Origin of the sequence: Variovorax sp. LjRoot290 (assembly GCF_964253985.1) — a bacterium.
Lineage (GTDB): Bacteria > Pseudomonadota > Gammaproteobacteria > Burkholderiales > Burkholderiaceae_C > Variovorax.
This window is the reverse complement of sequence record NZ_CAXURW020000001.1, coordinates 4,798,643-4,825,099: the sequence shown is the minus strand read 5'-3', so window position 1 is coordinate 4,825,099 and position 26,457 is coordinate 4,798,643. Positions and strand designations below refer to the sequence as shown.

The following is a 26,457-nucleotide window of genomic DNA, read 5'->3' as shown; positions in this document are numbered from 1 at the left end:
CTTCATGTCCAAGGAATACAAAGACCTGGTTGTCGGACTCGACATCGGCACCGCCAAGGTGATGGCGGTGGTGGCCGAAGTGCTGCCCAACGGCGAGCTCAAGCTGGCCGGGCTCGGCATTGCGCCCAGCAACGGGCTCAAGCGCGGCGTGGTGGTGAACATCGACGCCACCGTGCAGAGCATCCAGCAGGCGCTCAAGGAAGCCGAGCTGATGGCCGACTGCAAGATCAGCCGCGTCTACACCGGCATCACCGGCAGCCACATCCGCGGCATCAACTCGAGCGGCATGGTCGCGGTCAAGGACAAGGAAGTCACGCAGGCGGACGTGGCCCGCGTGGTGGAGACGGCGCGCGCGATCAACATCTCGAGCGACCAGCGCCTGCTCTTGGTGGAGCCGCAGGAGTTCGTGATCGACGGCCAGGACGTGAAGGAGCCGATCGGCATGAGCGGCATGCGTCTCGAGGCCAAGGTGCACATCGTCACCGGCGCCCAGAGCGCGGCCGAGAACATCATCAAGTGCGTGCGCCGCTGCGGCCTGGAGGTCGACCAGCTGATGCTGAACCCGCTGGCCTCCAGCCTGGCGGTGCTGACCGAGGACGAGCGCGAGCTGGGCGTGGTGCTGGTCGATATCGGCGCCGGCACCACCGACGTCGCGATCTTCACCAACGGTGCGATCCGCCACACGGCGGTGATCCCGATCGCCGGCGACCTGATCACCAGCGACATCGCGATGGCGCTGCGCACGCCGACCAAGGACGCCGAGGACATCAAGGTCGAGAACGGCTATGCCAAGCAGCTATTGGCCGATCCGGACACGCAGGTCGAGGTGCCCGGCCTGGGCGACCGCGGGCCGCGCATGCTGAGCAAGCAGGCGCTGGCCGGCGTGATCGAGCCGCGGGTGGAAGAGATCTTCTCGCTGGTGCAGCAGGTGGTGCGCGAGTCGGGCTACGAAGAGGTGCTCTCCTCGGGCGTGGTGCTGACCGGCGGCAGCGCCGTGATGCCCGGCATGGTCGAGCTCGGCGAAGACATCTTCCTGAAGCCGGTGCGGCGCGGCATCCCGAAGTATTCGAGCGCGTTGTCGGACATGGTGGCGCAGCCGCGCGCCGCGACCGTGATGGGCCTGCTCGAGGAGGCGCGCTATGCGCGGCTGCGCGGCTTCAAGGTGGCGCAGAAGAACGGCTCTGTCAAGACGGCCTTCGGACGCTTCAAGGACTTCATTGTGGGGAACTTCTGATCATGAACTTCTACCCACTTTGGTTGGCACGCGGAAGTCCTCAACGTCATTTCAACGAGCGATGGCGACGAACCGGCCCACCGCTCGATCGTTGACGGTTCCCTAGAAAAAATTCACTCATACATACACGGCAACTGCAAATATTCAAGGAGTCAGAAATGGCCATCGAAATGATCGAAATCGAAGAGTTCAACCTAGGCACGCAGATCAAGGTGATCGGCGTCGGCGGCGGCGGCGGCAATGCGGTCGCGCACATGATGGAGCGCGGCGTGCAGGGCGTTCAGTTCGTCTGCGCCAACACCGACGCGCAGGCGCTCTCGCGCAGCAACGCGCACAAGACCATCCAGCTCGGTACCAACGGGCTGGGCGCCGGCAGCAAGCCCGAGAAGGGGCGCGATGCCGCGGAAGCCGCGATCGACGACATCCGCGAAGCCATCGCCGGCGCGCACATGCTGTTCATCACGGCCGGCATGGGCGGCGGCACCGGCACCGGCGCGGCGCCGGTGATCGCGCGCGTGGCCAAGGAGATGGGCATTCTCACCGTGGGCGTGGTGACCAAGCCCTTCGACTGGGAAGGCGGCCGCCGCATGACCAACGCCGATGCCGGCCTGGCCGAGCTCGAGGCGAATGTCGATTCGCTGATCGTGGTGCTCAATGAGAAGCTGCTCGACGTGCTGGGCGAGGACGTCACGCAGGACGAGGCCTTTGCGCATGCCAACGACGTGCTCAAGAACGCGGTCGGCGGCATCTCGGAAATCATCAACGAGTACGGCGGCGTGAACGTCGACTTCGAAGACGTGCGCACCGTGATGGGCGAGCCCGGCAAGGCCATGATGGGCACCGCCGCGGCCGCCGGCCCGGACCGCGCGCGCATCGCCGCCGAACAGGCCGTGGCCTGCCCGCTGCTCGAAGGCATCGACCTCTCGGGCGCCAAGGGCGTGCTGGTGCTGGTGACGGCGTCGAAGTCCTCGTTGAAGCTCAGCGAATCGAAGCTCGCGATGAACACCATCCGTGCCTACGCTTCGCCGGACGCGCACGTGATCTACGGCGCTGCCTACGACGACAACCTGGGCGACGAGATGCGCGTGACCGTGGTCGCGACCGGCCTCTCGCGCGCGGATGCGCGCCGCCAGGCGCCGACGCTGGAAGTGATCCGTACCGGCACCGACAACATCCCGTTCAACGTGCCGACGCTCGGCGGCGCGGGCCACGGGCATGCGAGCGGCCAGCCCAACTACGACGGCATGGCGGTGCCCAGCGTGTGGCGCACCAACCGCACCATGGCCGCTGCCAAAGTGGATGCGCTGTCCTCGGGTGGGATGGATGATTTCGAGATCCCGGCCTTTCTCCGCCGCCAGGCCGATTGACCGTCCCAGATGGCAGCTATCACGGACATAGCGAGGCGCACGGCACGCCGGGCGCCTCGCCCTCCTAAAATCGCTGCCGTGCTCCAACAACGTACCCTCAAATCCATCACCCGCGCGGTCGGCGTGGGGCTGCACAGCGGGCAGCGCGTGGAACTCACGCTCAGGCCGGCGCCCATCGATGCCGGCATCGTGTTCCGCCGCGTCGACCTGCCGGAACCGGTCGAGATCGCGATGACGGCCGAGGCCGTCACCGACACGCGGCTCGCGTCCACCGTGTCGTCCAAGGGTGCCAAGGTCCAGACCGTCGAGCACCTGATGTCGGCCTGCGCGGGCCTCGGCATCGACAACCTCCTGATCGACATCACGGCCGACGAGGTGCCGATCCTCGACGGCTCGGCATCGTCCTTCGTGTTCCTGCTGCAAAGCGCGGGCATCGAGCTGCAGAAGGCGCCGCGCCGCTTCATCCGCGTCACCAAGCCGGTCGAGGTGCGCGAAGGCGAGGGGGCCGATACCAAGTGGGCGCGGCTTTCGCCCTACCACGGCTACAAGCTCAGCTTCGAGATCGACTTCGATCATCGCGTGGTCAATTCGACCGGCCAGCGCGTCGAGTTCGACCTGGGGTCGGGCTCGTACAGCCGCGACATCGCGCGCGCGCGCACCTTCGGCTTCACCAAGGAGGTCGAGTACATGCGCTCCAAGGGCCTGGCGCTCGGCGGCGGGCTCGACAACGCGATCGTGATGGACGACACCAAGGTGCTGAATGCGGGCGGACTGCGCTACGACGACGAGTTCGTCAAGCACAAGATTCTGGACGCCATGGGCGACCTCTACGTCATCGGCCGGCCGCTGCTCGCGGCCTACAGCGCGTTCCGCTCGGGCCACGCGCTCAACAACAAGCTGCTGCGCGAACTGCTCGCGCACGAAGACGCCTACGAGATCGTCACCTTCGACGACCAGAGTCGCGCGCCGGCTGGCTTCGCCGAAGTCGCGCGCGCCTGGTAGCGCGGGGCCTTCCAGACGATGCTGCTGTTTCGCTGGGCCATCCTGCTGCTTCTGCTGGTGGCCGGCATCTCTTTCGCCTTCTTCGCCGGCACCGGGCAGCCCAAGTACAAGCGCTTCGGCTGGATCGTGCTCAAGTGGACGCTGTTCGCGGCCTTCGGCTTCTTCGCGGTACTGATCGCGGAGCGCGTGGTTTGACGTGATATCCTTACCTTTTGGTAAGGAAGGTTAGCATGCAAACCACCCTGACATCAAAGGGCCAGATGACGCTGCCAAGTGCCGCCAGGGCGCGGCTAGGCCTGGAGGCAGGCGATCGGCTTCTGGTGACGGTGGTGGACGACGACACCATCGTTCTGAAAAGGCCGACACCAACGCCTGTCAAGGCGCTGCGGGGTCTGCTGGCGCGGCCCAAGCGGGCGCTGACCGTCGAAGAGATGGACGTTGGGGTTGCGGCCCACCTGGGCGAGAAACATCGCCCCGGCACGGCGAAGTGATCGCGCTCGATACCAACCTGTTGGTGAGGCTCCTCACCAACGACGATGCGCGGCAGGCGGCCAAAGCCGAAGCTTGGCTTCGCGACAACGCCAGCGCGCGTTCACCGGCTTACGTCGATCACGTCGTTCTTTGCGAGCTGAGTTGGGTCTTGGAGCGCAGCTATGGCTACGCGCGTGATGCTGTTCACCAAGCCATGAGCGCATTGCTGAACCATGATCAACTCAAGGTCGAATCACCGGGCCTGGTTCGGCAGGCGCTTGGCCTGTACGAAGCTGGTCCGGCCGACTTTTCGGACTACCTGCTGGCCGTGCGTGCGCAGGCCGCCGGCTACGCGCCGGTGCTGACCTTCGATAAGAAGGCGGCCAAAACACCAACGCATCGGTTGCTGCGCTGACGCGTCCGAATCAGCGCGTCCGCCCCTGCCTGTACATCCCGCTGGTGCTGCGTGCGAGCACCGCGGCCTGGCCGAGCCGGGCCATCGAGCTGCCGACATGGGCGTGCGTGATCGCGATGCCGAGCGCATCGGCCGCGTCGCTGCCGGGCAGGCCGGGTAGTTGCAGCAAGCGCTTGACCATCTCCTGCACCTGCGCCTTCGCGGCCTTGCCGTGGCCCGCGACCGCCTGCTTCATCTGCAGCGCGGTGTATTCGGCGACCGACAGGTTGCTCGTCACCAGCGCCGTGAGGCAGGCGCCGCGCGCCTGCCCGAGCAGCAGGGTCGATTGCGGATTGACGTTGACGAACACGATCTCCACCGCTGCTGCATCGGGCTTGTAGCGCTCGACGACTTCGCAGATGCCGTCGAACAGCACCTTCAGCCGGGCCGGCAGCTCGCCCTGCGCGACGCGCTTGGTGCTGATGGTGCCGCTCGCGACATAGCGCAGCGTGTGGCCGTCCATGTCCACCACGCCGAAGCCGGTGGTCTGCAAGCCGGGGTCGATGCCGAGGATGCGCATGCGAGCCTTATGCGCCGAAATACCAGCGCACCGAATGGAAGAACACGGGTGCCGCGAAGCAGAGCGCATCGACGCGGTCCAGCAGGCCGTTGGCGCCCGTCACGCCGACGCCGCGTTGCCCCCAGTTGGGAATGCCGCGGTCACGCTTGAGCGCCTTCATCACGAGGTGGCCCATCGAGCCGGCGACGCAGGCGATCAGCGACACCGCGAGCGCCTGGGCGAACTTGAAGGGCGTGATGAAGGAGAACAGCGCGCCGACCAGGCTCGCGATGCCCATGCCGATCGCCCAGCTGGTCCAGTTGAAGCTGCGGCTCACGTGGGGTGCGACGGGTTCCTGCCGGAACAGCCAGTGCCCGAGCTTGCCGAGCCGGGCCTTGGCCTGTTCCTCGGGCGCCGGTGCGGAAGCATCCCCGGGCATGGTGCTGCGCCGCGAGATCAAATGCTGCGTCAGCACGCAGGTCTGGACCACGAACACCAGGAAGAACACGAGGAAGGCGCTCTTACCCTCGTAGCCCGGAAAGGACAGCAGGAGCAGCGCCGGCACATGGCTCATGCCGTAGACGCAGACCATGATGCCCCACTGCAGCTTGGCGTTGCGTTCCAGGAAGTGGTTGGGGTCGTCGGCCAGCGCGCTCACCACGGGAATCGCGATGAACACATAGACCGGGATGAACACGGTGAACAGGTCGAAGTGCGCGGTTGCGACCAGCCAGAACTGGATTGGCAGTACGACGAAGAAGGCCAGGATCAGGCTGCGATGGTCGCCGCGCCGCGTCGGCGAGAGCGTGATGAACTCGCGCAGCGCGAAGAAAGAGATCAGCGCGAACAGCACGGTGGCGACCGTTTCGCCCAGCGCCCAGCCGATCCAGAAGATCACCACCATGACCCAGGTGGTGCGCAGCAGGGTGAGGAAGTGCAGCAGTTCGCGTTGCCAGGTCTCGTCGTGCACCGGGTTGCGGCGCTCCCTGAAGGTCAGCAGGAAGGCCACGGTGCTGACGATGACGAGCAGGCCGAAGACGATCAGGAACAGGGCCGCGACCTGGTGGTTCGGCGCGAGATGGCGCAGGTATTCGTTCATACGTAGCGCAGCGCGACGACCGCTTCGCGCGCCCGATCGAGGAAGGGCCGGCGCTCTTCACCTTCTTCGAGGCGAACCGGCTCGCCGAAAGTGACCGAGCAAAGAATGGGCACCGGCACGACCTCGCCCTTGGGCATCACGCGCTGCACGTTGTCGATCCAGGCCGGCACCAGCACCGCCTCCGGGAACATCTGGGCCAGCGCGAAGAGGCCCGACTTGAACTTCTGCGGCTCGCCCGTGTGGCCGCGCGTGCCCTCGGGAAAGATGATGATCGAGTCGCCGCTCTGCAGCGCCTCGATCAGGGGCTGCAGCGGCGCGAGGGCTTCGGCGCTGCCGGGCACTACCGCAGCCGCCGGTTCCGCGATCTCGGCCGCCGGCGGCGCGAGCGGCAGTTCCGTTTGCACCACCCCGTCGAACGAGGGCTCGATGCGCTCCGCGGGCGCGGGCGGCGCGACGGGCGGCGGAACCGGCGCGCTGCCGCCACGCTCCACATAGATCGCATTGAACACCTCGGTCGTGATCCAGCGCTTGAAGGGCGTCGTGGCCCAGTAGTCGCGCGCCGCGATCGGCCGCGTGATGCTGCGCAGTTCCTCGGGCAGCGCGGCCCAGATCATCACCAGGTCGAGATGGCTCTGGTGGTTGGCGAAATAGATGCGCTGCTCGGCCTTGGGCGGGCAGCCCCACCAGCGCGCCTGGGCGCCGGTGAGGAGCCGGATCACGACCAGCAGGGCCCACCCCGTGAACTTTGCAAGCATGGCGGCGATGATACGGGCCCGAACCCGTTCACCCTGAGCTTGGCCTGTCCTGAGCTTGTCGAAGGGTCGAAGGGCTGCGCAAGGCTTCGACAGGCTCAGCCCGAACGGTTTGGGGAACTCAGGGCAGTTCTGCAGACGGCATGCGCGCCGCGATCGTGGCCGCGCGGCCCGAGAGATAGGCCGAGCCGGACCGGCGTTCGTAGGACTTGGGGCTCGGCAGCATCACCGCGAGCCGCGCCGCTTCGCCGGCGCTAAGCCGCGCGGCCGGCTTCCTGAAGTAGTGCTGTGCGGCCGCTTCGGCGCCGAACACGCCTTCGCCCCATTCCACGCTGTTGAGGTAGATCTCGAGGATGCGTTCCTTGTCGAGCAGAAGCTCCAGTGCCGTGGCCAGCACCAGCTCCTGGCCCTTGCGCAGCAGCGTGCGCTCGCCCGAGAGCAGCAGGTTCTTCGCGAGCTGCTGGGTGATGGTCGAACCGCCGCGCAGCTGGGGCGGGCGCGGTTCCTTGCCGCGTGCGCGCATCTTGGCAGCACGCCGCGCGGCGATCTGCTCGGCCTTGGCATTGCGCTGGCGCGCGCGCTCGATCGCTTCCCACTCGACACCCTGGTGGTAGATGAACTGGTCGTCTTCGCTGGCGATCACCGCGCGCTTGAGCGTGTCGGAGATCTGCGTGTAGGGGACCCAGCGCTGCTTCCAGTCCCGCTCCCCATTGCTGCGCCCCTCGGTGGCGAGTTGCCAGGCCTCGGAGCGCTGGAAGGCGGTGGACTGCGGATCGATCGCCGCCATCGCGGCGATGCGCGCGATGAAAAAGACTTCGAGCGCGAAGCCCGCGACGATCAGGCACAGCGCCCAGCGAAGAAGCGCTTTCACGTCCGATCGACAATGGCGCGCAGCTCGGCCAGCACCTGTGCCGCGGGCGGCCGCACGCCGCGCCAGAGCGCAAAGGCCTCGGCCGCCTGCTCGACCAGCATGCCGAGGCCGTCGCGCGGCACGGCGCCGTGGTCGCGCGCCCAGTTCATGAAGCCCGCGGCGGCCGGGCCGTACATCATGTCGACCGCCAGCGCGCCGCGCTTCAGCACGCTCGCCGCGACCGGCACTTCGCCGCCCGCCAGGCTCGAGGCCGTGGCGTTCACCACGATGTCGAAGTTGCCGGGCACCGCGTGCAGTTCCTGTGCTTCCAGCGTGACGTGGTGCGCAAGCGCGAGCGCCGCATGGCGCTGCACCAGCGTGATGGCCTTGGCCAGCGTGCGGTTGGCGACCACCACGCGGCGCGGGCCGCCTTCCAGCAGCGGGCCCAGCACGCCGGCCGCGGCACCGCCGGCGCCGAGCAGCAGCAGCTCGCTGCCGGCGAGCGACACCCCTGCATGGACCGTGATGTCGTTGACGAGGCCGGCGCCGTCGCTGTTGTCGCCATGAATGCCGTCTTCCTCGAAGCTCAGCACATTGACGGCGCGCGCCAGCGCGGCGCGCGGGCTCAGGTGCTGGGCCAGCGCCGCCGCGTCGAACTTGAAGGGCACGGTGATGTTGCAGCCGCGCGCGGTGCCGGCCGGTTCGGCGCGGAAGGCCGCCACCGCTTCATCGAAGCCGTCGATCGGCACCAGCCGGCGGCCGTAGTCCAGCGTCTGGCCCGTCAGTTCGGCAAAGCGCGCATGGATCCATGGCGAGCGGCTGTGCTCCACCGGATTGCCCATCACGCAGTACTGGTCCATGCTCATTGCCTCGATGAAGAAGACACCTGGGTTTCGAGCGTCTCGTCGCGGGTGAACTTGAAGCGCGAGGGCAGCACGATCTGGTCGGTCTGGCGGCGCATCGCGTCGGTGAACTTGCCGAAATTGCCGATGCTGCGCACGATCGCCTGGGCGCGCCGGTCCAAGGCCTGGTTGCCCGAACCTTCGATGACCTCGGTGCCGAGGATCGAGCCGTCGAAGTTGACGGTCACCATCATCGTGAGCTCGCCGTACAGTTTTTTGCCGGCGAGCTCGGGGAAGTTCTCGGTGCCGCGTTGCTCGATGCGCCTGCGCAGCGCGTCGACGTAGACGGCATACGTGGCTTCGCGGGTCGCCGGGCTCAGATAGCGCTTCTTGGGCCGCGCGTTCTCTTCGTTCACGCGGCGTTCGATCTCGGCCAGCATCTTGATCAGCTGGCGGCGCTTTTCCTCGCGCGCCGCGTTCTCGCTCGGGCTGCCCTGGTTGCGCGGGTCGGGCATCGGCATGGCGGCGAGCTGCTGCTTGATCTGCGCCAAAAGCAGCATCTGCTGCGCCTGCATCGCCTCCACCTGGCGCTGCGCGTCTTCCATCGAGTCGCCGACGGCGGTGAAGGTGGAGGGCGGCAGCGGGCTGGTGGCGCGGCCGCGTTCGAGATCGCCGCCGCCGGCCAGCGAGGTCTGGGCGATGGCCCGGGCCTTGTCGGGGCGCTCGTTGGTCTTGGCGTTGACCAGGATGACCTCGAGCGGCGTTTCGGTGAACACGCGGTTGAAAGTCTCCGGGTCGGCAAAGCGCAGCCCGAGCAGCAGCGCGTGCGCCGCGACCGACAGGCCGAGCGCGATCTGCAGGCTGCTCAGGTCGCGCAGGTTCATGCTGTTACCTTCTCCGGGGCAGCCTCGTCGCTGTCGGCGAGGTCGACCGCAATGGCGATCGGCCCGGCCACTTCTTCCTCGTCCTCGCCGCTCTCGTCTTCCGCGGCAGCTTCGGCCGGCGCCGCATCGAGGCGCTCGATGACGGTGCCGTGCACGTCGAGCGCGATCTCGTCGATCTCACCGAGCCTGACGCGCACGCGAGCGCCGCGCATCAAGCCTTGCGTGCCGGTGACCTGGAACACCAGCGGCAGCGTGTCGGCGCGCACCAGGGCGCCGTTGCCCACGTCCTTGATCAGGGTCGCGTCGAGTTCGGCGATGCCCCGCTGCTGGAGGTACTTGAGCGTCCAGAAGCGCTCCATGCCGCCCTGGTGGGCGTTGTAGGCGGCGTAGGCCGCGTCGAAACCCGAGAGGATCGAGAACAGGTCGGCGTCCTTGGGCTTGAAAGGCGCAGCCAACGCCGCGGTCTTGCCGTGGCGCGCGGCCGCGATGATCTGCCACTGGTTCACGAGGTCGGTGTAGCGGCGCAGCGGCGAGGTGCTCCAGGCGTAGCTCTTCACGCCGAGGCCGGCATGCGGCAGGGCCCGCGTGCCCATGCGCACCTTGATGCCGGGCGCCAGGCTGGCCTGGCTGCGGTAGAGGCCGGGCACGCCGAGTTCGCCGAGCCAGCCGCCCCAGCTGCTGTTGGCCAGGATCATGGCCTCGGAAACGATCAGGTCGAGCGGTGCGCCGCGCTGGCGGGTGCTGATCTGCACCTGCTCGTTGCCGGTGGGTTCGCTGTCGTTGCCGATCAGTCGGAAGTTGTAGTCGGGCCGGTTGAAGCTCTCGGGCTTGCCGCGCACCACTTCGCGCTGCGCTTTCAGCTGCTTCGCGAGGCGGAACAGGAAGGACAGCGGGGCGCGCGCGCGTTTCGCGACCTCGGGCGTGTTCTCGCCGTCCACCGAGGCATCTTCGAGCCAGCCCTGCGTGACGACGCCGTCGAGCTGGTCATGGCGCAGGTTGGCCACGATCGGCACGCGCTCGAGCTGGGTCTCTGCGCCTTTCAGTTCCAGCGTCGCTTCGTCGAAGCTGGCGTAGAGCGAGACGGCCGGGCAGTCGCGCCCTTCCTGCAGGGTGTAGGCCTCCACCACGTCGTCGGGCAGCATGGTGATCTTGTGGCCCGGCATGTAGACCGTCGACATGCGCGCGCGCGCCACTTGGTCGATCGGGCTGCCCGGCGCCAGCGCCAGGCCGGGCGCCGCGATGTGGATGCCGACGCGCACCGTGCCGCTGCCGAGGCCCGTGACCGAGAGCGCATCGTCGATCTCGGTGGTCTGCGAATCGTCGATCGAGAAGGCCTGCACCTCGGCGAGCGGCAGTTCGTCGGTGATGGCTGGCGCTTGCAGGGCCGGGAAGCCGGTGCCCTTGGGGAAGTTCTCGAACAGGAAGCGGCGCCAGTGGAACTGGTAGGGCGAATCGATCGCGCCCGCCTGCTTGAGCAACTCGAGCGGCGGTCGCTGCGTCGCACGCGCGGCTTCGACCACGGCCTTGTACTCGGGCGCGTTCTTGTCGGGCCGGAAGAGGATCTTGAAGAGCTGCTCGCGCACCGGCGCCGGGCAAACGCCTTCCGCCAGCTGCGCGGACCATTCGGCGATCTGCGCCTGTACCGCTTTTTTCTTCTCGATAGCGGCCAACGCCTGCTGCACGATCTCGGCCGGCGCCTTCTTGAAGCGGCCCTTGCCCGCGCGGCGGAAATAGTGCGGCGCCTCGAACAGCGCCAGCAGCGCGGCGGCCTGCTGCGCCAGCGTCGGATGAGCCTGAAAGTAGTCAACCGCGAGCTCGGCAAAGGCGAACTCGCCTTCGGGCGCGAATTCCCAGGCCAGGTCGAGATCCATGCCGGCGGCCAGGGTGCGCGCTTCGGCCAGCAATTCGGCCGGAGCCGGCTTCTCGAAGCGCAGCACGATGTTGGCGCCCTTGACCTTGACGCGTTTGCCGGACTCGAGCTCGACCTGCGCCGAGGCCTCGGCCTCCGACAACACGCGGCCGCCGAGGTACTTGCCGGCTTCTTCGAACAAAACAAACATGGCGCGGATTGTCCCATGCGCGGCGATGAACGCCGGCCGCGGACCGCGTTCAGGCCGGGTCGATGAAGGCCATCACATCGTCCAGGTGATGGCGCTCGAAATCGGACAGCGCATGGTCGCTGCCCTCGAGCAGCTTGATGCGGCTTCCGGGGTAGCGGGCCGACATCTCGCGCCAGTCCAGGAGCTCGTCGCCCTTGGCGATGACGGCGAAGACCTGCTCGGGCTGTGCCAGCGGCCCGAGTTCGAGCGCACGCAGTTGATCGATGTACTCGGGCCGGAAAAAAAAGTGCTCGGCCGGGTCGTGCCAGGAGCTTTGCTCGCCGATGTAGTTCGCCAGGTCGCGTGCCGGATGGACCGCGGGGTTCAGCAGCACGGCGCGGCAGCCTGTCATGCCGGTCACATGGGTGGCATAGAAGCCGCCGAGCGAGGAACCCACGACCGCCATCGAGCTGCGCGGCCATGGCGCGATGCCGTTCATCACGAGATCGATGGCCTCGCGGGGGGAGGGCGGCAGTTGCGGGCACCACCACTGCAGTTGCGGGTGCCGTTCGGCCACGCGCTGCGCCATCTGCCGCGCCTTGGTCGACAGCGACGAGGAGCGAAAGCCATGGAGATACAACAAATGGGTGGTGGGCAGCGGGTTCATGCGTTTGGATTGTTACGGAAGCGCGCCGGGACGCGGATAATCCGCGCCCATGTCAGCCGTGTTCAACCAGCCGTCGCTCGCGCGTCGCATCGTCCCCGTGTTCCAGGGCTTCGACGGCTTTCTCGCTTTCGCCGTGCTGCTGCTGGCCTGCGCCGGCATGCTGACCATGTATTCGTCGGGTTTCGACCACGGCTCGCGCTTCGCGGACCACGGCCGCAACATGCTCCTGGCCGGCTTCATCATGTTCGTGGTGGCGCAGGTGCCGCCGCAGCGCCTGATGTTCTTTGCCGTGCCGCTCTACGCCCTGGGCGTGGGGCTGCTGATCGCGGTGGCGCTGTTCGGCATCACCAAGAAGGGCGCCACGCGCTGGATCAATGTCGGCATGGTGATCCAGCCGAGCGAAATCCTGAAGATCGCGATGCCCCTGATGCTGGCCTGGTGGTTCCAGCGCCGCGAGGGCCAGTTGCGCACGCTCGACTTCGTGGTCGCCACCGTGCTCTTGGCGGTGCCGATCGGCCTGATCATGAAGCAGCCCGACCTGGGCACCTCGCTGCTGGTGCTGGCGGCCGGCCTGTCGGTGATCTTCTTCGCCGGGCTCTCGTGGAAACTGATCGTGCCGCCGGTGGTGATCGGGCTGGTCGCGGTGGCGCTGATCGTCGGCTTCGAGTCGCAGCTGTGCGCCGACGGCGTCGACTGGCGCGTGCTGCACGACTACCAGAAGCAGCGCATCTGCACGCTGCTCGACCCGACCAAAGACCCGCTGGGCAAGGGCTTCCACATCATCCAGGGCATGATCGCCATCGGCTCCGGCGGCGTCGGCGGCAAGGGTTTCATGCAGGGCACGCAGACGCACCTGGAGTTCATTCCCGAGCGCACCACCGACTTCATCTTCGCGGCTTATTCCGAGGAATTCGGTCTCATCGGCAATCTGGCGCTGATCGCGGCCTTCGTCTTCCTGATCTTTCGCGGCCTCGCGATCGCGCTGGATGCGCCGACGCTGTTCTCCCGCCTGCTGGCCGGCGCGATGACGATGATCTTCTTCACCTACGCCTTCGTGAACATGGGCATGGTGAGCGGCATCCTGCCCGTGGTCGGCGTGCCTTTGCCCTTCATCAGCTATGGCGGCACCGCGATGGTGACGCTCGGCCTGGGGCTCGGCATCCTGATGTCCATTTCGCGCGCCAAGCGGCTGATGCAGTCCTGAGCGCCATTCGGGGTGCGAGCCTAGAATCCTTCGATGATTTCACGCGAACCCACCATCGAGCGCCTCGCCACGGCGCAGCAGCTCCTGCTCACGCCCTTCGGCCTCGACGAGTCGCACCTGTCGCGCGCCCTGGCCGAAATCACCGCCCACAAGGTGGACGACGCCGACCTCTACTTCCAGTACACGCGCAGCGAGGGCTGGAGCCTGGAGGAGGGCATCGTCAAGACCGGCAGCTTCAGCATCGACCAGGGCGTCGGCGTTCGCGCGGTCAGCGGCGAGAAGACGGCCTTCGCCTATTCGGACGACATCTCCGAGGCCTCGCTGCTCGATGCGGCGCGCACCGTGCGCACCATTTCCGCTGCCGGGCGCAACGGGCGGGTGAAGGCTCCGGTGCGCAAGGTTGCAACGAGCCGTTCGCTCTATGGCGGCGTGGACCCGATCTCGACGCTCGACAGCACCGCCAAGGTCGAGTTGCTCGGCAAGGTCGAGAAGCTCGCGCGTTCCAGGGATCCGCGCGTCGCGCAGGTGATGGCCGGCCTCGCGAGCGAATACGACGTGGTGCTGGTCGCGCGCGCCGACGGCACGCTGGCGGCCGACGTGCGGCCGCTGGTGCGGCTGTCGGTCACGGTGATCGCCGAGCAGAACGGCCGCCGCGAGATGGGCTCGGGCGGCGGCGGCGGCCGCTTCGGCCTCGCCTATTTCGACGATGCGCAGATTGCCGAGTACGTCGACCAGGCCGTCCAGCAGGCGCTCACCAACCTGGAATCGCGTCCCGCGCCCGCGGGCGAGATGACCGTGGTGCTCGGCCCGGGCTGGCCCGGCATCCTGCTGCACGAGGCCATCGGCCACGGGCTGGAAGGCGACTTCAACCGCAAGGGGTCGAGCGCCTTCTCGGGCCGCATCGGCGAGCGCGTGGCGGCCAAGGGCGTGACCGTGCTGGACGACGGCACCATCGCCGACCGCCGCGGCTCGCTCAACGTCGACGACGAAGGCAACGCGACGCAGCGCAATGTGCTGATCGAGGACGGCATCCTGAAGGGCTACATCCAGGATTCGCTCAATGCGCGCCTGATGAAGGTCCCGCCCACCGGCAACGGCCGCCGCGAGAGCTACGCGCACGTACCGATGCCGCGCATGACCAACACCTACATGCTGGGCGGCGACAGGGTGCCGGAAGAAATCGTCGCCAGCATCAAGAAAGGCCTCTACGCCACCAACTTCGGCGGCGGCCAGGTCGACATCACGAGCGGCAAGTTCGTGTTCTCGGCCAGCGAAGCCTACTGGGTCGAGAACGGCAAGATCCAGTATCCGGTGAAGGGCGCCACCCTGGTCGGCAACGGTCCCGATGCGCTGACGCGCGTGACGATGATCGGCAACGACATGGCGCTCGATACGGGCGTCGGCACCTGCGGCAAGGAAGGCCAGAGCGTGCCGGTCGGCGTCGGCCAGCCCACGCTGCGCATCGACGGCCTGACCGTCGGCGGCACCGCCTGACGCCCGCAAACAACAGCCGAGCCCAAAACCCTGTGCTACATTCGGCCTCTATGTCTTCGCGCGTCGCGTTTTTCTTTTCGTACTTTTGGTTCCCGGTTTCCGGCGGACGAGAGGCGAGCGCGTAAAGCACACTGACACACCCTCCCAGAACCGCCGGCGCCTCGAGCCCCGGCGGTTTTTTTATGCCCCGATGATTTTCAAAGTGAAGGAAGAAGCGATGAGCACGAACACTGCCCCGGCCACCGAGAACTGGTATGCGAGCGTCGAGAAAACCAGCCGAACCGACGACGAACGCATCAAGGACATCACCGTGCTGCCCCCTCCCGAACATCTGATCCGTTTCTTCCCGATCCGCGGCACGCCGGTCGAATCGCTGATCAGCGGCACCCGCCGCGCCATCCACAACATCATGGCCGGCAAGGACGACCGGCTACTGGTCGTGATGGGCCCGTGCTCGATCCACGACCCGGCCGCCGCGCTCGAATACGCAAGGCGCCTGAAGGCCGAGCGCGAGAAGTACGCCGGCACGCTGGAGATCGTGATGCGGGTCTACTTCGAAAAGCCGCGCACGACGGTGGGCTGGAAGGGGCTCATCAACGACCCCTACCTCGACGAGAGCTTCCGCATCGACGAGGGCCTGCGCATCGCGCGCCAACTGCTCATCGACATCAACCGGCTGGGGCTGCCGGCCGGCAGCGAGTTCCTCGACGTGATCTCGCCGCAGTACATCGGCGACCTGATCTCCTGGGGCGCGATCGGCGCCCGCACCACCGAGAGCCAGGTGCACCGCGAACTGGCTTCTGGCCTGTCGGCGCCGATCGGCTTCAAGAACGGCACCGACGGCAACATCCGCATCGCGACCGACGCCATCCAGGCGGCGGCGCGCGGGCACCACTTCCTCTCGGTGCACAAGAACGGACAGGTGGCGATCGTGCAGACCAACGGCAACAAGGACTGCCACGTGATTCTGCGCGGCGGCAAGGCGCCCAACTACGACGCCGCGAGCGTGGCCGCCGCCTGCGAGGACCTCGAAGCCGCCAAGCTGCCGCCGACGCTGATGGTCGACTGCAGCCACGCCAACAGCAGCAAGCAGCACCAGAAGCAGATCGACGTGGCGAAGGACATCGCCGCGCAGATTGCGGGCGGCAGCAAGAGCGTGTTCGGCCTGATGGTCGAGAGCCACCTGAGCGCGGGCGCCCAGAAGTTCAGCGCCGGCAAGGACCGCGTGGCCGATCTGGAATACGGCAAGAGCATCACCGATGCCTGCCTGGGCTGGGACGATTCGGCCCAGGTGCTGGAGCTGCTGTCGCAAGCGGTGAAACAGCGCCGCGGCTGAATCGGTGCGACGGCGCTCAGATCAGCGCCGCCAGCTCCGGCCAGTGGTGGCGCAGCAGCGCCGCCTCGTCGCCCTCGGGTTGCATGAACGAGAAATCGCTGAAGTCGAAACCGGGTCCCACGGTGCAACTGACCAGCGTGTAGTCGTCGGTGGCCTGCGACACGATGGGCCGGGCTGCTTGCCACTGGCCTGCCGGAACGGTGTGCTGCGGTCGCGTGCCGTGGACATCGACCGGGCCCAGCCGCAGGTGGACCGGCGGCGTGCGCAGCGCCCCATCGCTGGTCCAGAGCGCGAGCGGAACCCCTTCGAGATGGATCCACACTTCGTCGGACGCCACACGGTGCCAGCGCGAATGCTGGTGGGCTTCCAGCAGGAAATAGATGGTAGTGAGCGCCTGGCGGGCCGGCCGCCCATCGGCGGGCATGACCTGCGCTGTCGAGCGGAACACCTCGCGAAACCAGCCGCCCTCGGGATGAGGCTGCAGATTCAGGGTATCGATGAGCTCCTGTGCGCGCATGAGCCTATTCTGCCGCGCCTGTCGCGCGCAAGGCGGAAAGAAGCTTCTCGTGCACGCCTCCGAAACCGCCGTTGCTCATGCAGACGATGTGATCGCCGGGCCGCGCGACCGCGACGATCTGCGCCACCAGCGGCTCGATCGCGCCGGCCACCTGCGCCCGGTCGCCCATCGGCGCGAGCGCTGCGGCAGCGTCCCATTCCAGTCCGCCGCTATGGCAGAAAGCGAGGTCGGCCGCTTCGAGGCTCCAGGGCAGCTGGGCCGCCATGGTGCCCAGCTTCATGGTGTTGCTGCGCGGTTCGAAGGCGGCCAGGATGCGCTCGCCCTGGTGGCCGTCGGCGTCGAGCTTCTTTCGCAGGCCGTCGAGCGTGGTGCGGATCGCCGTCGGATGGTGCGCGAAGTCGTCGTAGACCGTGATCGCTGCGCCCGCGCGCGCGACGGTGCCGCGCAGCTCCATGCGGCGGCGCACGTTGCGGAAGCTGGCCAGAAAGCCGGCCGCTTCGGCCGGCGCCACGCCCACGTGCTCCGCGGCGGCGATCGCGGCGAGCGCATTCATCTGGTTGTGCAGACCGGACAGCGCCCATTCGACGCGGCCGACCCGCTCGCCTTGGCGCAGCACCTCGAACGCGTCGTGCGGCCCATGGGCCTGCCATTCGCCGCCGGCGCCGAAGCGGGCCAGTTCGCTCCAGCAGCCCTGGGCCAGCACGCGCTGCAGACTTTCCTCGGTGGCGTTGACGACCACACGGCCCGTCCCCGGCACGATGCGGACGAGGTGGTGGAATTGCCGTTCGATCGCCCCCAGGTCGTCGAAGATGTCGGCGTGGTCGAACTCCAGGTTGTTCAGGATCGCGGTGCGCGGGCGGTAATGGACGAACTTGCTGCGCTTGTCGAAGAAGGCCGTGTCATATTCGTCGGCTTCGATCACGAACTTGTTCTTGCCGAGCCGGGCCGAGACGCCGAAGTCGAGCGGCACACCGCCCACCAGGAAACCCGGCGCCAGGCCGGCGCGTTCGAGGATCCAGGCCAACATCGAAGTGGTGGTGGTCTTGCCGTGCGTGCCGGCCACCGCCATCACATGCCGGCCCTGCAGCACGTGTTCTGCCAGCCATTGCGGGCCGCTGGTGTAGCTGGCGCCGGCGTCGAGGATGGCTTCCATCAGCGGGAACTTGGGTGTGCCGTCGGCGAGCCGGGCGCGGGACACCACGTTGCCGATGACGAAGACATCGGGCCGCAGCGCCATCTGGTCGGCGTCGTAGCCTTCGATCAGCTCGATGCCGAGCGAGCGCAGTTGGTCGCTCATCGGCGGATAGACGCCGGCATCGCAACCGGTCACCCGATGGCCGGCTTCGCGCGCCAATGCGGCGACACCGCCCATGAAGGTGCCGCAGATGCCGAGGATGTGAATATGCATCGGTCGATTCTAGGGACGCAGGGCGGCCGGTCTTCTGCCGGTGCCTTACTGCGGGCAAAATGGGCCGATGGACACGTCCAAGCAGGAAATTGCCGCCGCTGCGGCCCGCCTCGTCGTCGAGGAAGGGCTGGAGTACGGCCCCGCCAAGCGCCGCGCGCTGCGCGACCTGGGTCTGCCTGTGCGTACGCCGCTGCCGAACAACGACGAGATCGAGGCCGAGGTGCGGGATTACATCCGGCTCTATTGCGCGGACACCCAGCCCAAGGAATTGCACGCGCTGCGCCAGCTGGCGCTCGAATGGATGGAGCGGATGGCGCAGTTCCGGCCTCACATCGGTGGCGCCGTGTGGCACGGCACGGCGACGCGCCTGTCGGACATCTACATCCAGCTCTTCTGCGACGACCCGAAGTCCGCCGAGATCGCGCTCATCGACCACCATGTCGATTACGAGCCGCGCATGGTCACCGGCTTCCATGGCGAGCAGGTCGAAGCCCTCAGCGTTCATGTGGCGAGCCGGGCACTCGGCGAGGAGATTGGCGTGCACCTGCTGGTGTACGACCTCGACGATCTGCGAGGCGCGCTCAAGCCTGACGCGCAGGGCCGCATCCCGCGTGGCAACCTGGCCGCGCTCAGGCGGCTGATAGAAAAGGACAGTGGATGACTTCGAGCCCCACGCGCCGGGCCTGGCTCTATGGCGGCGTCGCCGCGGTGGCGGCCGTTGCCGGTCTGGGCGGTGCTCTGTGGCACCGCCGGGGCGGCGCGGCCGGCGGCGAGCAGCTGGACGCCGCATTCTGGGCGCAGCGCTTCGATCGGCCCGAAGGTGGCGAACTGGTGTTCGAGAGTCTGCGGGGCAAGCCGCTGTTGCTCAACTTCTGGGCCACCTGGTGTCCTCCTTGCGTCGAGGAGATGCCCATGCTCGATGCGTTCTTTCGCGAAAATGCGGCCAACGGCTGGCAAGTTGTCGGTCTGGCGATCGATCAGCCCACCGCGGTTCGCAAGTTCCTGACCAAGACGCCGGTCAGCTACCCCATCGGTCTGGCGGGGCTGCAAGGCACGGAACTGGTCAAGAATCTGGGCAACACGGCCGGCGGTCTGCCCTTCACCTTGGTGCTCGATGCCGGTGGCGCAGTGGCGGCGCGTAAAATGGGCAAGCTCGAGCCGGGTGATCTCCAGGCATGGCGACGGGCCTAGTTCACGGCTAGAATCGCTCGCCCGTTCGGGCAGTTGATGGCGAAACGCCGAAATACGCCGAAAAACACCGATTTTTAGGCGAGTTAAATCCTAATAGCCGGCAAAGCCGGCGCTGGAGTCCCATGGATCTGCGCAAGCTCAAGACACTGATCGATCTGGTGTCCGAATCGAATATTTCCGAACTGGAAATCACTGAAACCGAAGGCAAGGTCCGCATCGTCAAGGGCGGCGTCGCCGCACCGGTTCAATACATTCAAACCGTCGCCGCGCCGGCTCCGGCCATCGGCGCTGCAGCACCGGCCGGTGCCATCGCCGCGCCAGTCGCGGCGGCGCCGGCCGCAGAGGCGGCGCCCGTCGGCCATGCCATCAAGTCGCCGATGGTCGGCACCTTCTACCGCTCCTCCAGCCCCGGTGCACCCGCATTCGTCGAGATCGGCAGCCAGGTCAAGGAAGGCGACACGGTCTGCATCATCGAGGCGATGAAGATCCTCAACGAGATCGAGGCCGACAAGGCCGGCACCATCACACAGATCCTCGGCGAAAACGGTCAGGCGGTCGAATACGGCCAGCCGCTGTTCATCATCGAGTGACCATGTTCAAGAAGATACTGGTCGCCAACCGCGGCGAAATCGCGCTGCGCATCCAGCGCGCCTGCAGCGAGTTGGGTATCAAGGCCGTGATGGTCTATTCCGAGGCCGATCGCGATGCCAAATACGTGAAGCTGGCCGAGGAAGCGGTATGCATCGGCCCGGCCCCTTCCTCGCAGAGCTATCTGAACATGCCGGCGATCATCTCGGCGGCCGAAGTGACGGACTCCGAGGCGATCCACCCGGGTTACGGCTTTCTGAGCGAGAACGCCAACTTCGCCGAACGCGTGGAGCAGAGCGGTTTTCAATTCATCGGCCCCACGCCCGAATCGATCCGCATCATGGGCGACAAGGTCTCGGCCAAGCAGGCCATGATCAAGGCTGGCGTCCCCTGTGTGCCCGGCTCGGAGGGCGAACTGTCCGACGATTCCTCGACCAACAAGCGCATCGCCCGGGCGATCGGCTATCCGGTCATCATCAAGGCGGCGGGCGGCGGCGGCGGGCGCGGCATGCGCGTGGTGCACACCGAGGCGGCGCTGGTCAATGCGATCCAGATGACCAAGGCGGAGGCCGGCGCGGCCTTCAACAATCCATCGGTCTACATGGAGAAGTTTCTCCAGAACCCGCGCCACATCGAGATCCAGATCCTCGCCGACAAGCACAAGAACGCGGTCTACCTGGGCGAGCGCGACTGCTCGATGCAGCGGCGCCACCAGAAGGTGATCGAGGAATCGCCCGCACCGGGCATCCCGCGCAAGTTGATCGAGAAGATCGGCGAGCGCTGCGCGGCCGCCTGCAAGAAGATCGGCTACCGCGGCGCCGGAACCTTCGAGTTTCTCTACGAAAACGGCGAGTTCTACTTCATCGAGATGAACACGCGCGTGCAGGTGGAGCACCCGGTCACCGAATTCACGACCGGCATCGACATCGTGAAGACGCAGATCATGGTCGCCGCCGGCGAGAAGCTGCCGTTCACGCAGCGCCAGATCGAGATGCGCGGCCACTCGATCGAGTGCCGCATCAATGCCGAAGACGCCTACAAGTTCACGCCCTCGCCGGGCCGCATCACGATGTGGCATCCGCCGGGCGGGCCGGGGGTGCGCGTGGATTCGCACGTCTACACCAACTACTTCGTGCCGCCGAACTACGACTCGATGGTTGGCAAGATCATCGTTCACGGCGATACCCGCGACCAGGCCTTGGCGCGCATGCGCACGGCGTTGAGCGAAACGGTGATCGAGGGTATCCAGACCAACATCCCGCTGCACCGCGAGTTGATGGTCGACGCCAAGTTCATGAGCGGCGGCACCAACATCCACTACCTCGAAGAGTGGCTCGCGGCCCACAAGCGCTGAGCGGGACCGCGGCACCGTGTTCGAACTCCGCCTGCTCGCGCCGGAAGATCGCGTCGAAACCGTCAGCGATGCGCTCGAGGCGCTCGACGCGCTGAGCGTTTCGGTCGAGGACGCGGATGCCCAGACCGATGCCGAGCAGGCCCTGTTCGGCGAGCCGGGCATGCCGCCGCCCAAGGGAGGCTGGCAGCGCTCCCGGGTGATCGCCTTGTTTGCCGCCGAGGCGCAGGCGCGGGAGGCTGCTGCGGTGCTGGCCGCGCAGGACTTCTTTGTGGATTGCGAGGTGCTTGGATTGACCGAGGTGCCCGAGCAGGACTGGGTGCGGCTGACGCAGTCCCAGTTCGCACCGGTCGAAATCACCCCCGAGTTCTGGATCGTGCCCACCTGGCACGATCCGCCGGCGCAAGCGCAGCAGGTCATCCGGCTGGACCCGGGTCTTGCCTTCGGCACCGGCACGCACCCGACCACGCGCATGTGCCTGCGCTGGATCGCAACGCGCGGGGAGCTCCGTGGGAAGCGCGTGCTCGACTACGGTTGCGGCTCCGGCATCCTGGCGATCGGCGCGGCCAAGTTCGGCGCGACCGACATCGACGCCGTCGACATCGACGAAGCCGCCGTGGATTCGACGCGGCTCAACGCTGAGGCGAACGAGGTGCAACTGAAGGCCGGCCTGTCCGACTTGGCAACTGGCCGCTACGACATCGTGCTCGCCAACATCCTCGCCACGCCGCTGAAGGTGCTTGCGCCTTTGCTGTGCGAGCACGTCGCAGCGGGCGGTTCGCTGGTGCTGGCGGGCATCCTCGAGCGCCAGGCCGACGAACTGAAGCTCGCCTATGCGCCCCATGCAGCGCTGGAAGTGAGCGACAGCGAGGACGGCTGGATTCTGATGACCGCGGCCCTCTAGATCGTCCTCGACGCTGGAGGTCGACCCTACAATCGGCGCCTCATGAGCCTGGTCACTCGCTGCCCCGCCTGCGCCACCACTTTCAAGGTGGTGAGGGACCAGCTTCGCATCTCCGACGGGTGGGTGCGCTGCGGCCGGTGCAGCGAGGTGTTCGACGCGACCGTCGATCTGCATGAAGCGCCCGATTCGGCGCCTGGACCCGCGGCAGTCGCACCGACGTCGGCGCCCGACGAAGGCACCAGCAGCGTGCCGCCCGACGCCGATCCGCCGATCGAAACTGAGCTGGACGAAGTGGCAGAGTGGCCCGCGGACGAGGAACCCGTGCGGAACCTCGAGGAGGCGGACTTCCTCGACGACGAACAAGAGATCGAACCACCGGTCGCCGAGCCGCCCGTCGCCGTGCCGCCGCCGCCTGCGTCCAAGACCTCGGCGCCATCCGATCCGCTGTCGTTCGCTGTCGGCGTCGTTGCGGACGAGCCCTGGCCCCAGCGCTCGCAGCCGATGCGTGCAGCCGAAGCGCAAGTGATTCCGCCTTATCCCTCGCTTCCGCCATTCCCGAACATCGACCTGAACCTGCCGGCCGCCCCGCCCATCGGCCGCGAGCCGCCACCGCCACGGCCGTCGCCGCCACCTCCGCCGGCGGCTGAAGAAGACACCGGCAACGCGCAACTGCAGAAGGCGCTGCGCCGTGCGCGTGCCAAGTCCGCCAAGATCGCCAGGGCGAAGGCGCGCGGAGAAGAGCGGGCGGCGCGCGAATCGGCGCCCGTGGTGCTGGCCGCCAGCGAGCCTGAGCCTGCTATCGAGCTCGCTCGGCGCAGCCCTCGGTTTTTGGGCGCCGCCGCCGAGGGATCGGCATTCTGGCAGCGGCCAGCGGTGCGGCGCTCCCTGATCGTCGTGGCCGCGCTGGCTGCGCTTCTTCTGCTCGTGCAGGTATTGCATCAGGAGCGCGACCTCATCGCCGCTCGCCAGCCGGGGCTGCGTCCCGCGCTCGCGGCGCTGTGCAGCCTGACGGGCTGCGAGCTCTCGGCGCTGCGCCAGATCGGCGACATCACGATCGATGGCGCCTCCTTCGCGCGCGAGAAAAGCGGCGATGCCTACCGCCTCAGCTTCACCTTGCGCAATGCCGCCACCGTGCCGCTCGCGATGCCCGCGGTCGAGTTGTCCTTGCTCGACATGCAGGAGCGTGCCGTGATCCGGCGCGTGCTCATGCCGGCCGAGTTCGGCGCGCCGCCCGTCCTGCCCGCCCGTGCCGAGCGCGCGGCGTCGTTGCCGCTGGCGCTGACCGGGCCCGAGGCCGCGGCACTGGCGCCGATCGCAGGCTACCGGGTGCTGGCCTTCTATCCTTGAGCCGCGCGCTCTTTTCTTTTTTCAATCAACCAACGGTTCATCCATGGCAGCAGTGATTTGCGGTTCCCTCGCGTTCGACACCATCATGACTTTCGAGGGACGGTTCGCCGATCAGATCCTTCCGGACCAGTTGCACATCCTCAACGTGTCCTTTCTCGTGCCCGGCCTCAGGCGCGACTTCGGCGGTTGTGCGGGCAACATCGCCTACAGCCTCAACGCGCTAGGCGGCACGGCACTGCCGATGGCGACGGTCGGCAGCGACGGCGTCGACTACCTGGAGCGGCTGCGAACGCTGGGCATCAGCACCGAGTTCGTGCGGCAGGTGGACGACAGCTTCACCGCGCAGGCCATGATCATGAACGACCGCGACAACAACCAGATCACGGCCTTCCACCCGGGCGCGATGCAGCAGGCGCACATCACGCGCATCGCGGCGCGCGAGGACATCCGGCTCGGCATCATCGCGCCCGACGGCCGCGAGGCGATGCTGCAGCATGCCGAGCAGCTCAAGGCTGCGGACATCCCTTTCGTGTTCGATCCCGGCCAGGGCCTGCCGATGTTCGACGGCAAGGAACTCGCGCATTTCGTCGACTTGGCCAGCTGGGTGGTGGTCAACGACTACGAGGGAAAGATGCTCTCGCAGCGCACGGGCTGGAGCCTTGCTGAGATCTCGAAGCGTGTGCGCGGACTGGTTGTGACGCTGGCTGCCGAAGGCTGCGAAGTGTGGACCGAAGGCGAGCGCGAGCACGTGCCCGGCGTGAAGCCGACGGCCGTGGTCGAGCCGACGGGTTGCGGCGATGCATGGCGCGGCGCGCTGCTGTTCGGGCTGGAGCAGGGCTGGCCGCTCGCGCGTTGCGCTGCGTTGGGCAACCGCATCGGCGCGCTCAAGATCGCGCAACGCGGGCCGCAGAATTACCAGGTGGATCGGAAGGCGCTCGGCCTCTGAGCCCATAAAAAAGCCCAGCACCTGTCTTCGGTGCCGGGCCAACCATAAAAAAAGCCCAGCACCTTGCGGTGCCGGGCTTTGTGCCTTCAAGGCCGCTGAACGACTCAGGGCTTGCTGGCCGTCGGAAACGGCCAGGCTGCCTGGGGGTTCAGCGTCGTTTGCGCTGCAGGAGCAGGCACTACGGCTGCCTTGGCGGGCGCTTTCGCGGCCTTCTTGGCAGCAGGCTTTTTCGCTGCTTTCTTGGCAGCAGGCTTCTTGGCTGCAGCCTTTTTCGCAGGCGCTTTCTTGGCAGGCGCCTTTTTCGCGGCGGCCTTCTTCGCCGGCGCCTTCTTGGCTGCTGCCTTCTTCGCAGGCGCCTTTTTCGCGGCGGCCTTCTTCGCCGGCGCCTTCTTCGCTGCTACCTTCTTGGCAGGAGCCTTCTTCGCAGCGGCCTTCTTCGCCGGTGCCTTCTTGGCTGCTACCTTCTTGGCAGGAGCCTTCTTCGCAGCGACCTTCTTGGCCGGTGCCTTCTTGGCGGCGACCTTCTTAGCCGGAGCCTTCTTTGCAGCGGCTTTCTTGGCCGGCGCTTTCTTTGCAGTTGCCATTTCTATTTTCTCCTTGATCAAGTTGAAAAAATCAACCTTTTGAAGCACTCCACGCATGTTGGTAGCGTGAAGCGATTCATGGCGTTGGAGCAAGCCCCAGCACCATGAACACCTGAGCTTTTCACCGCCGCACTCTTCGGTGCGTGTAGCCGGCGAAAGCAATTCTTGAACTCACTTTATTTGTCGGAACGATTCAATCCCAGGAGAGCGCACCACCCGACTGATACTCGATCACGCGGGTTTCGAAGAAGTTGCGCTCCTTCTTCAGGTCAATCATTTCGCTCATCCAGGGGAACGGGTTTTCCTCGTTCGGGAAGAGCGTTTCCAGGCCGATCTGCTGCGCGCGCCGGTTGGCGATGTAGCGCAGGTAGCCCTTGAACATGGAGGCATTCATGCCGAGCACGCCGCGAGGCATGGTGTCTTCGGCGTAGCGGTACTCGAGCTCGACGGCCTTCAGGAAGAGGGCCTTGATCTCGGCCTTGAACTCCGCGGTCCAGAGGTGCGGATTCTCGAGTTTCAGTTGGTTGATCAGGTCGATGCCGAAGTTGCAGTGCATCGACTCGTCGCGCAGGATGTACTGGTACTGCTCGGCGGCGCCGGTCATCTTGTTCTGGCGGCCCAGCGCGAGGATCTGGGTGAAGCCGACGTAGAAGAACAGCCCCTCCATCAGGCAGGCGAAGACGATCAGCGACTTGAGCAGGGTCTGGTCGTTCTCGTGCGTGCCGGTGTGGAAGTGCGGGTCGCTGATGGCTTCGATGAAGGGGATCAGGAACTGGTCCTTCTCGCGGATCGACGGCACCTCGTTGTAGGCGTTGAAGATCTCGCTCTCATCCAGGCCGAGCGACTCGACGATGTACTGGTAGGCGTGCGTGTGGATCGCTTCCTCGAAGGCCTGGCGCAGCAGGAACTGGCGGCACTCGGGGGCCGTGATGTGGCGGTAGGTGCCCAGCACGATGTTGTTGGCGGCCAGCGAATCGGCGGTCACGAAGAAGCCGAGGTTGCGCTTGACGATGCGGCGCTCGTCTTCGGTCAGGCCGTTCGGGTCTTTCCAGAGCGCGATGTCGCGCGTCATGTTCACTTCCTGCGGCATCCAGTGATTGGCGCAGGTGGCGAGGTACTTCTCCCAGGCCCACTTGTACTTGAACGGAACCAACTGGTTGACGTCGGTCTGGCCGTTGATGATGCGCTTGTCGGCGGCCTTCACGCGGCGCGCGGCCTGCGCTTGCGGCATGGAAGCCGGAGCAGGCCGCAGTGCGACGCCATCATCGAGTGTGCGGAAAGTCGGGGCGATAGGAGCAATTTGCGAAGTCGGGAACTCCGACGAGCGACCGACGGTCGCGTCGTTGTTTGATGAGTGCCGCAATCCTTGTTGCAGATCCTTTGGCAAGGAGGGCTTGACTTCTTCGTCCCAGGTCAACATAGAAAGA

Annotated in this window: 28 protein-coding genes; 16 read left to right on the top strand and 12 right to left on the bottom strand. The window is 66.7% G+C overall.

Annotated elements, in window-relative coordinates:
* Nucleotides 1-4 precede the first annotated feature (4 nt).
* From ftsA to ACSQ9A_RS23855, 6 genes are all read left to right on the top strand, one after another.
* Nucleotides 5-1,234 carry a cell division protein FtsA gene (gene ftsA, locus ACSQ9A_RS23880; RefSeq protein ID WP_093104023.1) on the top strand — a complete coding sequence of 410 codons (1,230 nt, stop codon included), beginning with the start codon at nucleotides 5-7 and terminating at the stop codon, nucleotides 1,232-1,234.
* A gap of 158 nt (nucleotides 1,235-1,392) precedes the next feature.
* Nucleotides 1,393-2,601 carry a cell division protein FtsZ gene (gene ftsZ / locus ACSQ9A_RS23875; RefSeq protein ID WP_093104025.1) on the top strand — a complete coding sequence of 403 codons (1,209 nt, stop codon included), beginning with the start codon at nucleotides 1,393-1,395 and terminating at the stop codon, nucleotides 2,599-2,601.
* 78 nt (nucleotides 2,602-2,679) lie between these two features.
* Nucleotides 2,680-3,603 (top strand): UDP-3-O-acyl-N-acetylglucosamine deacetylase, encoded by a 924-nt coding sequence (gene lpxC, locus ACSQ9A_RS23870; protein ID WP_093104026.1) that lies wholly within the window; start codon nucleotides 2,680-2,682, stop codon nucleotides 3,601-3,603.
* Nucleotides 3,604-3,621: 18 nt separating this feature from the next.
* The gene (locus ACSQ9A_RS23865; protein ID WP_170855528.1) at nucleotides 3,622-3,798 is read left to right on the top strand and encodes a hypothetical protein; all 177 of its coding nucleotides are present in this window, start codon (nucleotides 3,622-3,624) and stop codon (nucleotides 3,796-3,798) included.
* Nucleotides 3,799-3,833: 35 nt separating this feature from the next.
* Nucleotides 3,834-4,094, top strand: coding sequence for an AbrB/MazE/SpoVT family DNA-binding domain-containing protein (locus tag ACSQ9A_RS23860; RefSeq protein WP_170855529.1), 261 nt, complete (start codon nucleotides 3,834-3,836; stop codon nucleotides 4,092-4,094).
* On the top strand, nucleotides 4,091-4,489 hold the full coding sequence (locus ACSQ9A_RS23855) for a PIN domain-containing protein (RefSeq protein ID WP_170855530.1): 399 nt from the start codon (nucleotides 4,091-4,093) through the stop codon (nucleotides 4,487-4,489). The genes ACSQ9A_RS23860 and ACSQ9A_RS23855 overlap by 4 nt, the downstream gene beginning before the upstream one ends.
* Nucleotides 4,490-4,499: 10 nt before the next feature.
* Here ACSQ9A_RS23855 and ruvC read toward each other — a convergent pair whose 3' ends face one another.
* The 8 genes from ruvC to ACSQ9A_RS23815 all read right to left on the bottom strand — a co-directional run bounded on the left by ruvC (nucleotide 4,500) and on the right by ACSQ9A_RS23815 (nucleotide 12,160).
* Nucleotides 4,500-5,048 carry a crossover junction endodeoxyribonuclease RuvC gene (gene ruvC, locus ACSQ9A_RS23850; protein ID WP_093104029.1) on the bottom strand — a complete coding sequence of 183 codons (549 nt, stop codon included), beginning with the start codon at nucleotides 5,046-5,048 and terminating at the stop codon, nucleotides 4,500-4,502.
* 7 nt (nucleotides 5,049-5,055) lie between these two features.
* On the bottom strand, nucleotides 5,056-6,126 hold the full coding sequence (locus tag ACSQ9A_RS23845) for a phosphatidate cytidylyltransferase (protein WP_436305447.1): 1,071 nt from the start codon (nucleotides 6,124-6,126) through the stop codon (nucleotides 5,056-5,058).
* The gene (locus ACSQ9A_RS23840) at nucleotides 6,123-6,881 is read right to left on the bottom strand and encodes a lysophospholipid acyltransferase family protein (RefSeq protein WP_436305446.1); all 759 of its coding nucleotides are present in this window, start codon (nucleotides 6,879-6,881) and stop codon (nucleotides 6,123-6,125) included. Before ACSQ9A_RS23840 ends, ACSQ9A_RS23845 begins: the two co-directional genes overlap by 4 nt.
* A gap of 118 nt (nucleotides 6,882-6,999) precedes the next feature.
* Nucleotides 7,000-7,749, bottom strand: coding sequence for a monofunctional biosynthetic peptidoglycan transglycosylase (gene mtgA, locus ACSQ9A_RS23835; protein ID WP_436305445.1), 750 nt, complete (start codon nucleotides 7,747-7,749; stop codon nucleotides 7,000-7,002).
* Nucleotides 7,746-8,588: a shikimate dehydrogenase gene (gene aroE / locus ACSQ9A_RS23830; protein WP_436305444.1), complete on the bottom strand. Its 843-nt coding sequence runs from the start codon at nucleotides 8,586-8,588 to the stop codon at nucleotides 7,746-7,748. The genes mtgA and aroE overlap by 4 nt, the downstream gene beginning before the upstream one ends.
* A gap of 2 nt (nucleotides 8,589-8,590) precedes the next feature.
* On the bottom strand, nucleotides 8,591-9,454 hold the full coding sequence (locus ACSQ9A_RS23825) for an energy transducer TonB (protein WP_093104036.1): 864 nt from the start codon (nucleotides 9,452-9,454) through the stop codon (nucleotides 8,591-8,593).
* The gene (locus ACSQ9A_RS23820; RefSeq protein WP_436305443.1) at nucleotides 9,451-11,514 is read right to left on the bottom strand and encodes a ribonuclease catalytic domain-containing protein; all 2,064 of its coding nucleotides are present in this window, start codon (nucleotides 11,512-11,514) and stop codon (nucleotides 9,451-9,453) included. The genes ACSQ9A_RS23825 and ACSQ9A_RS23820 overlap by 4 nt, the downstream gene beginning before the upstream one ends.
* 49 nt (nucleotides 11,515-11,563) lie before the next feature.
* Nucleotides 11,564-12,160 carry a YqiA/YcfP family alpha/beta fold hydrolase gene (locus ACSQ9A_RS23815; protein WP_436305442.1) on the bottom strand — a complete coding sequence of 199 codons (597 nt, stop codon included), beginning with the start codon at nucleotides 12,158-12,160 and terminating at the stop codon, nucleotides 11,564-11,566.
* 49 nt (nucleotides 12,161-12,209) lie between these two features.
* Between ACSQ9A_RS23815 and rodA the strand changes: the two genes are divergently transcribed.
* From rodA to ACSQ9A_RS23800, 3 genes are all read left to right on the top strand, one after another.
* Nucleotides 12,210-13,364, top strand: coding sequence for a rod shape-determining protein RodA (rodA, locus tag ACSQ9A_RS23810; protein ID WP_436305441.1), 1,155 nt, complete (start codon nucleotides 12,210-12,212; stop codon nucleotides 13,362-13,364).
* A gap of 33 nt (nucleotides 13,365-13,397) precedes the next feature.
* Nucleotides 13,398-14,858 (top strand): metalloprotease TldD, encoded by a 1,461-nt coding sequence (tldD, locus tag ACSQ9A_RS23805; RefSeq protein WP_436305440.1) that lies wholly within the window; start codon nucleotides 13,398-13,400, stop codon nucleotides 14,856-14,858.
* Between the two features lie 217 nt (nucleotides 14,859-15,075).
* Nucleotides 15,076-16,194 carry a 3-deoxy-7-phosphoheptulonate synthase gene (locus ACSQ9A_RS23800; RefSeq protein WP_436305439.1) on the top strand — a complete coding sequence of 373 codons (1,119 nt, stop codon included), beginning with the start codon at nucleotides 15,076-15,078 and terminating at the stop codon, nucleotides 16,192-16,194.
* Between the two features lie 16 nt (nucleotides 16,195-16,210).
* On the opposite strand, the gene ACSQ9A_RS23795 is transcribed toward ACSQ9A_RS23800, so the two are convergent.
* Both ACSQ9A_RS23795 and mpl read right to left on the bottom strand, forming a co-directional pair.
* Nucleotides 16,211-16,711 (bottom strand): cupin domain-containing protein, encoded by a 501-nt coding sequence (locus ACSQ9A_RS23795; RefSeq protein WP_436305438.1) that lies wholly within the window; start codon nucleotides 16,709-16,711, stop codon nucleotides 16,211-16,213.
* Nucleotides 16,712-16,715: 4 nt separating this feature from the next.
* Nucleotides 16,716-18,119, bottom strand: coding sequence for a UDP-N-acetylmuramate:L-alanyl-gamma-D-glutamyl-meso-diaminopimelate ligase (gene mpl, locus ACSQ9A_RS23790; RefSeq protein WP_436305437.1), 1,404 nt, complete (start codon nucleotides 18,117-18,119; stop codon nucleotides 16,716-16,718).
* Between the two features lie 67 nt (nucleotides 18,120-18,186).
* Here mpl and ACSQ9A_RS23785 point away from each other — a divergent pair, with 67 nt between their 5' ends.
* From ACSQ9A_RS23785 to ACSQ9A_RS23755, 7 genes are all read left to right on the top strand, one after another.
* Entirely contained in the window at nucleotides 18,187-18,780 is a 594-nt protein-coding gene (locus tag ACSQ9A_RS23785) for a hypothetical protein (RefSeq protein ID WP_436305436.1), read from the top strand.
* Nucleotides 18,777-19,310 (top strand): TlpA family protein disulfide reductase, encoded by a 534-nt coding sequence (locus ACSQ9A_RS23780; RefSeq protein WP_093104048.1) that lies wholly within the window; start codon nucleotides 18,777-18,779, stop codon nucleotides 19,308-19,310. Before ACSQ9A_RS23785 ends, ACSQ9A_RS23780 begins: the two co-directional genes overlap by 4 nt.
* A 122-nt stretch (nucleotides 19,311-19,432) precedes the next feature.
* Nucleotides 19,433-19,900, top strand: a complete 468-nt coding sequence (gene accB, locus ACSQ9A_RS23775; protein ID WP_093104050.1) for an acetyl-CoA carboxylase biotin carboxyl carrier protein — start codon at nucleotides 19,433-19,435, stop codon at nucleotides 19,898-19,900.
* Nucleotides 19,901-19,902: 2 nt separating this feature from the next.
* Nucleotides 19,903-21,252: an acetyl-CoA carboxylase biotin carboxylase subunit gene (gene accC / locus ACSQ9A_RS23770; RefSeq protein ID WP_436293614.1), complete on the top strand. Its 1,350-nt coding sequence runs from the start codon at nucleotides 19,903-19,905 to the stop codon at nucleotides 21,250-21,252.
* 16 nt (nucleotides 21,253-21,268) lie between these two features.
* Nucleotides 21,269-22,153 (top strand): 50S ribosomal protein L11 methyltransferase, encoded by an 885-nt coding sequence (gene prmA, locus ACSQ9A_RS23765; RefSeq protein WP_436305435.1) that lies wholly within the window; start codon nucleotides 21,269-21,271, stop codon nucleotides 22,151-22,153.
* 42 nt (nucleotides 22,154-22,195) lie between these two features.
* A complete protein-coding gene (locus tag ACSQ9A_RS23760; RefSeq protein ID WP_436305434.1) occupies nucleotides 22,196-23,500 on the top strand; it encodes a zinc-ribbon and DUF3426 domain-containing protein in 1,305 nt (434 codons plus the stop codon).
* Nucleotides 23,501-23,543: 43 nt separating this feature from the next.
* Entirely contained in the window at nucleotides 23,544-24,446 is a 903-nt protein-coding gene (locus tag ACSQ9A_RS23755) for a carbohydrate kinase family protein (protein ID WP_093104056.1), read from the top strand.
* Nucleotides 24,447-24,550: 104 nt separating this feature from the next.
* Here ACSQ9A_RS23755 and ACSQ9A_RS23750 read toward each other — a convergent pair whose 3' ends face one another.
* Together ACSQ9A_RS23750 and ACSQ9A_RS23745 are read right to left on the bottom strand one after the other, a co-directional pair.
* Complete coding sequence (locus ACSQ9A_RS23750) at nucleotides 24,551-25,030, bottom strand: histone H1-like DNA-binding protein (RefSeq protein ID WP_436306352.1); 480 nt, start codon at nucleotides 25,028-25,030, stop codon at nucleotides 24,551-24,553.
* 193 nt (nucleotides 25,031-25,223) lie between these two features.
* Nucleotides 25,224-26,450 carry a ribonucleotide-diphosphate reductase subunit beta gene (locus ACSQ9A_RS23745; RefSeq protein ID WP_436305433.1) on the bottom strand — a complete coding sequence of 409 codons (1,227 nt, stop codon included), beginning with the start codon at nucleotides 26,448-26,450 and terminating at the stop codon, nucleotides 25,224-25,226.
* Nucleotides 26,451-26,457: the final 7 nt, after the last annotated feature.

Excerpts from the sequence above, each read along its gene's own strand:
- ftsA (WP_093104023.1), top strand. The coding sequence starts at position 5 with ATGTCCAAGGAATACAAAGACCTGGTTGTCGGACTCGACATCGGCACC.
- ftsZ (WP_093104025.1), top strand. The coding sequence starts at position 1,393 with ATGGCCATCGAAATGATCGAAATCGAAGAGTTCAACCTAGGCACGCAG.
- ACSQ9A_RS23865 (WP_170855528.1), top strand. The coding sequence starts at position 3,622 with ATGCTGCTGTTTCGCTGGGCCATCCTGCTGCTTCTGCTGGTGGCCGGC.
- ACSQ9A_RS23860 (WP_170855529.1), top strand. The coding sequence starts at position 3,834 with ATGCAAACCACCCTGACATCAAAGGGCCAGATGACGCTGCCAAGTGCC.
- ruvC (WP_093104029.1), bottom strand. The coding sequence starts at position 5,048 with ATGCGCATCCTCGGCATCGACCCCGGCTTGCAGACCACCGGCTTCGGC.
- ACSQ9A_RS23845 (WP_436305447.1), bottom strand. The coding sequence starts at position 6,126 with ATGAACGAATACCTGCGCCATCTCGCGCCGAACCACCAGGTCGCGGCC.
- ACSQ9A_RS23840 (WP_436305446.1), bottom strand. The coding sequence starts at position 6,881 with ATGCTTGCAAAGTTCACGGGGTGGGCCCTGCTGGTCGTGATCCGGCTC.
- aroE (WP_436305444.1), bottom strand. The coding sequence starts at position 8,588 with ATGGACCAGTACTGCGTGATGGGCAATCCGGTGGAGCACAGCCGCTCG.
- ACSQ9A_RS23825 (WP_093104036.1), bottom strand. The coding sequence starts at position 9,454 with ATGAACCTGCGCGACCTGAGCAGCCTGCAGATCGCGCTCGGCCTGTCG.
- ACSQ9A_RS23820 (WP_436305443.1), bottom strand. The coding sequence starts at position 11,514 with ATGTTTGTTTTGTTCGAAGAAGCCGGCAAGTACCTCGGCGGCCGCGTG.
- ACSQ9A_RS23815 (WP_436305442.1), bottom strand. The coding sequence starts at position 12,160 with ATGAACCCGCTGCCCACCACCCATTTGTTGTATCTCCATGGCTTTCGC.
- rodA (WP_436305441.1), top strand. The coding sequence starts at position 12,210 with ATGTCAGCCGTGTTCAACCAGCCGTCGCTCGCGCGTCGCATCGTCCCC.
- tldD (WP_436305440.1), top strand. The coding sequence starts at position 13,398 with ATGATTTCACGCGAACCCACCATCGAGCGCCTCGCCACGGCGCAGCAG.
- ACSQ9A_RS23800 (WP_436305439.1), top strand. The coding sequence starts at position 15,076 with ATGAGCACGAACACTGCCCCGGCCACCGAGAACTGGTATGCGAGCGTC.
- ACSQ9A_RS23795 (WP_436305438.1), bottom strand. The coding sequence starts at position 16,711 with ATGCGCGCACAGGAGCTCATCGATACCCTGAATCTGCAGCCTCATCCC.
- mpl (WP_436305437.1), bottom strand. The coding sequence starts at position 18,119 with ATGCATATTCACATCCTCGGCATCTGCGGCACCTTCATGGGCGGTGTC.
- ACSQ9A_RS23785 (WP_436305436.1), top strand. The coding sequence starts at position 18,187 with ATGGACACGTCCAAGCAGGAAATTGCCGCCGCTGCGGCCCGCCTCGTC.
- ACSQ9A_RS23780 (WP_093104048.1), top strand. The coding sequence starts at position 18,777 with ATGACTTCGAGCCCCACGCGCCGGGCCTGGCTCTATGGCGGCGTCGCC.
- accB (WP_093104050.1), top strand. The coding sequence starts at position 19,433 with ATGGATCTGCGCAAGCTCAAGACACTGATCGATCTGGTGTCCGAATCG.
- accC (WP_436293614.1), top strand. The coding sequence starts at position 19,903 with ATGTTCAAGAAGATACTGGTCGCCAACCGCGGCGAAATCGCGCTGCGC.
- ACSQ9A_RS23760 (WP_436305434.1), top strand. The coding sequence starts at position 22,196 with ATGAGCCTGGTCACTCGCTGCCCCGCCTGCGCCACCACTTTCAAGGTG.
- ACSQ9A_RS23755 (WP_093104056.1), top strand. The coding sequence starts at position 23,544 with ATGGCAGCAGTGATTTGCGGTTCCCTCGCGTTCGACACCATCATGACT.
- ACSQ9A_RS23750 (WP_436306352.1), bottom strand. The coding sequence starts at position 25,030 with ATGGCAACTGCAAAGAAAGCGCCGGCCAAGAAAGCCGCTGCAAAGAAG.
- ACSQ9A_RS23745 (WP_436305433.1), bottom strand. The coding sequence starts at position 26,450 with ATGTTGACCTGGGACGAAGAAGTCAAGCCCTCCTTGCCAAAGGATCTG.